This window comes from Candidatus Magnetaquicoccus inordinatus (genome assembly GCF_004217665.1).
In the GTDB taxonomy this organism is placed as follows: domain Bacteria; phylum Pseudomonadota; class Magnetococcia; order Magnetococcales; family Magnetaquicoccaceae; genus Magnetaquicoccus; species Magnetaquicoccus inordinatus.
The window spans coordinates 1-3,721 of sequence record NZ_RXIU01000280.1 but is presented as its reverse complement, the minus strand read 5'-3'; the positions used below and the strand labels follow the sequence as shown (position 1 = coordinate 3,721).

Sequence of the window (3,721 nt, the reverse complement as noted above, 5' to 3'; positions counted from 1 at the left end):
CAGGGATTCCATCCCTGGACCCGGCCAGGGAGGTGCCCTCCCTGGACCCGCAATAGTTTTGGGTGGTGAACAGTTACCTCTGTTTTTTATTTTTCCATCGGTTAGCCAAACGATAACACCAGGCCAGAGGGGTTGCTGCATGATAATGATACAAACGGATTGTGGCATAGGCATGGTTGGCCCATTTGGCCTTGTAGGGCTCTTCCCCGGTGAGAAAATTCAGACGATGAATCCCGCCTTCTGCTATTAAACCCGCAATAAAATGATACAGATGCACTTTGCCTGGACTATAGCGCCCCCACTCCTGGTGAAACACCGTACTAAAAAAATCGATCTCCCCCCCGCGTGCAAAGGCAATGATCATATTGATCACTTCATCCCCAGCCAACAACAGAGAGATCCGGCTGCCTGTGTGCAGAGTCTCCTGCAGATAGGCAAACCACAGGGCAACCTTGGCCTCTTGGGCGCCATATTGATAGTGGTTGCGAAAAAAGCTCTCGGCTGTACGCAATCCCTCGGTATCGACCACTGAGAGCAGTCGCAGCGGACAGATACGCTGCAAACGATTGACTTCATAACGCAAACTCTTGCGCGAAGAGGCACTGAAGCGCTCCTGCAGGATTCTCTCCATGCCACCATCAGCGGGCAGATCCAACACATAATTGAGCCGATGGCGACTGACCTGCCACGCATGCTGGCAAAACAGCTCTTCGGTCTGCTGGATCTCCTGCCCCGGCAGATGCAACGCTGGCAGATAACCATAACTCCACAAATATTGTAGCTTTTGCAACTCCTGCAGCAATAAGGAGAAAATCTCCTGCCAATCGCCAATACAGGAGCGGCGCAAAAAAGGCAGTGTATAATCGGAATATTCCTGCCCGATTCCCTGCAACCGATAACCCAACTTGCGCCGACTCAACAGCAACGGCCACCAACCCACCACCGCTCCCAAATCATTGCGAATCAAGAGGAGCAAAAGTCGTGAGCCCCGTTTTGCCTCCAACTGTTGCCAACAGAGTCGCACCCATGGCAAGCTGTTGTTATAATATAAAAAAGGCTCCTCTGCCGACACCAAGGCACTGGTTTCCGCCAGCAACTGCGCCACTCTTTCCCCCGCATCAACCCGCTCAATCCGGTAAGCCATCACTCCCCACTCCGCCCCTGCATAAAGCCACTCCTCAGGAGTCGCTTGCACTCCTCCCCTTGACATGGAGAGCCATTAATGGAAGCCTGAAGAGCGGGGCTGTCCATGGCGCCTCCCTGTCATTGATATAAACATATTAACGCAAGATAATGAAATCACTATAACTCAGGCATAACGGTGCAACAATGTTCGACGACAAAGTTATTTTCATCACCGGCGGAACCGGATCATTTGGTCGTAAATGCGTGCAGATGTTGTTGCAAAACCATCGCCCGCAAAAGGTGATCATCTTCTCCAGGGATGAGCTGAAGCAGTTTGAAATGCAGCAGGAGCTGAATGCACCCTGCCTGCGCTATTTTATCGGTGATGTGCGCGATTGCGAACGTTTGAAACAGGGTATGGCCGGGGTTGATCTGGTCATCCATGCCGCAGCGCTCAAACAGGTGCCTGCCATGGAATATAATCCCATGGAGTGTGTAAAAACCAATATCAATGGTGCAGAAAATGTCATTGCTGCCGCCATTTATAATGGTGTCAAACGGGTGATCGCCCTCTCCACCGACAAGGCAGCCAATCCCATCAACCTCTATGGTGCCACCAAATTGGTTTCCGATAAACTGTTTGTTGCCGCCAATAACATCGCCGGACGCCATGCCACCCGCTTTGCCGTGGTCCGTTATGGCAATGTGATCGGCTCGCGTGGCTCGGTGATCCCCTTTTTCCGTAAACTGCTGGCAGAGGGGTGTTCCGAACTGCCCGTTACCGATCCCCATATGACCCGCTTTTGGATCACCCTGGAGCAGGGTGTGGCCTTTGTGCTGCGCTGTTTTCAACGCATGCAAGGGGGAGAGCTTTTTGTCCCCAAACTGCCCTCCGTAGGTATCCTGGATCTTGCGGAAGCGATGGCACCCGGCATGGCCACCAAAATTATCGGTATTCGCTCCGGGGAAAAACTGCATGAGGTGATGTGCCCCCAGGATGACTCCCATCTGACTCTGGAGTTTCCCGATCACTATCTGATTCAACCGGCTATTAAATTTGTTGATCTGGTCGATTATACAGTGAACAAACTTGGCGAAACCGGCAAAGCGGTCCCGGCAGGATTTGAATACAACTCGCGCAGCAATCCGCAACAGCTCAGCTTGCCAGAACTGAAAAAACTTTTGGAACAGGCATGAAACCGATTCCCTACGGCAGACAAAATATCACTTCTGCCGATTGGCAGGCAGTACATTCTGTCCTGGAGGGTGATTGGCTCACCCAAGGACCGCATATCGCTGCCTTTGAAGAGCAACTGGCCCACTATTGCGGCGCGCGCCACGCGGTCGCCGTCAGCCATGGCACCGCCGCTTTGCAACTGGTCTGTCAGGCTCTGCAACTGCAACCCGGAGAGCAGTTGTGGACCTCACCTCTGACCTTTGCCGCCTCTGCCAATTGTGCCCACTATTGCGGTGCCCAGGCAGGCTTTGTGGATATCGATCGCCAAAGTTATAATCTGTCAGTCACGGCCCTGCAACAGCGTCTGCAACTGGCCGCCGAGCAGGGCAAACTACCCCGTATCCTGATTCCTGTGCACTTTGCCGGCCTCTCCTGCGCCATGGAGGAGATTGCTCGCCTCGTCAAACCCTATGGAATCACTATAGTCGAGGATGCCTGCCATGCCCTGGGTGGCCGCTATCAAAACCAACCCATCGGAAGCTGCCTCTATTCCGCTGCCACAGTGTTCAGCTTTCATCCGGTCAAATCGATCACCACCGGAGAGGGTGGGGCTATTGTGACCAACTCCACCGAACTCTACCAGCGCCTGCTGCTCTTGCGCAGCCACGGCATCACCCGCATCCCGGAGCAGATGGAACAGGCTGCGCATGGTCCCTGGTTCTATGATCAGGTGGCCTGGAGCTATAATTATCGCCTCACCGACCTGCAGGCTGCCCTGGGCAGCAGTCAACTGCAACGACTGGATCTGTTTATCAGCAAGCGCAGAGCCTTGGCCAAAGAGTATGATCGCCTCCTCTCCCACCTGCCACTGCTGCTGCCGCCGCAGGGCAATGGCCAGGAAGCGGCCCATCATCTCTATGTGATCCGTCTGCAAGACTCCTGGGTGGATAAACGTCTGGCCCTTTTTGAATGGTTGCGCAGCCAAGGAGTCGGCGTCAATGTCCACTATCTGCCGGTACACCTGTTGTCGGCCTATCGGCAATTGGGCTTCAAGGAGGGGGATTTTCCCCATGCGGAGTGGTATTATCAGGGCGCCCTGACCTTGCCTCTCTATCCTGATCTGCGTCCAGTCGAGCAACAGAGAGTGGTTTCATTATTAGAACAGTTTTTTAGTAAATAACATGCCGTAGAGCATGTCCGCTAACCACCGCGTGCTGCGGCGTGCGCGCCTGCTGCCGTTTGTTTATACGTAACTATTCAGCACCCCAATCAACTGCGAGTCCAGGGTGAGCACCTCCCTGGTGGAGTCCAGAGGCAAAGCCTCTGGGATTTTGTTTTAATCTTTTGTAACTATTCACCACCCAACACAACTGCGGGTCCAGGGAGGGCACCTCCCTGGCCGGGTCCAGGGATGGAATC

At 53.8% G+C, this 3,721-nt stretch carries 3 protein-coding genes; 2 read left to right on the top strand and 1 reads right to left on the bottom strand.

Features of this window, described 5'->3' with window-relative positions; translation table 11 throughout:
• Positions 1-73: 73 nt before the first annotated feature.
• Positions 74-1,144, bottom strand: a complete 1,071-nt coding sequence (locus tag EJP87_RS14605) for a GNAT family N-acetyltransferase (RefSeq protein ID WP_193771414.1) — start codon at positions 1,142-1,144, stop codon at positions 74-76.
• Between the two features lie 185 nt (positions 1,145-1,329).
• Here EJP87_RS14605 and pseB point away from each other — a divergent pair, with 185 nt between their 5' ends.
• Positions 1,330-2,322 carry a UDP-N-acetylglucosamine 4,6-dehydratase (inverting) gene (gene pseB, locus EJP87_RS14600; protein WP_130472595.1) on the top strand — a complete coding sequence of 331 codons (993 nt, stop codon included), beginning with the start codon at positions 1,330-1,332 and terminating at the stop codon, positions 2,320-2,322.
• Positions 2,319-3,482: a UDP-4-amino-4,6-dideoxy-N-acetyl-beta-L-altrosamine transaminase gene (gene pseC / locus EJP87_RS14595; protein WP_130472594.1), complete on the top strand. Its 1,164-nt coding sequence runs from the start codon at positions 2,319-2,321 to the stop codon at positions 3,480-3,482. The genes pseB and pseC overlap by 4 nt, the downstream gene beginning before the upstream one ends.
• Positions 3,483-3,721: the final 239 nt, after the last annotated feature.

What these genes read in the sequence shown, in the direction of transcription:
- EJP87_RS14605 (WP_193771414.1), bottom strand. Translation starts at nt 1,144, where the DNA reads ATGGCTTACCGGATTGAGCGGGTTGATGCGGGGGAAAGAGTGGCGCAG.
- pseB (WP_130472595.1), top strand. Translation starts at nt 1,330, where the DNA reads ATGTTCGACGACAAAGTTATTTTCATCACCGGCGGAACCGGATCATTT.
- pseC (WP_130472594.1), top strand. Translation starts at nt 2,319, where the DNA reads ATGAAACCGATTCCCTACGGCAGACAAAATATCACTTCTGCCGATTGG.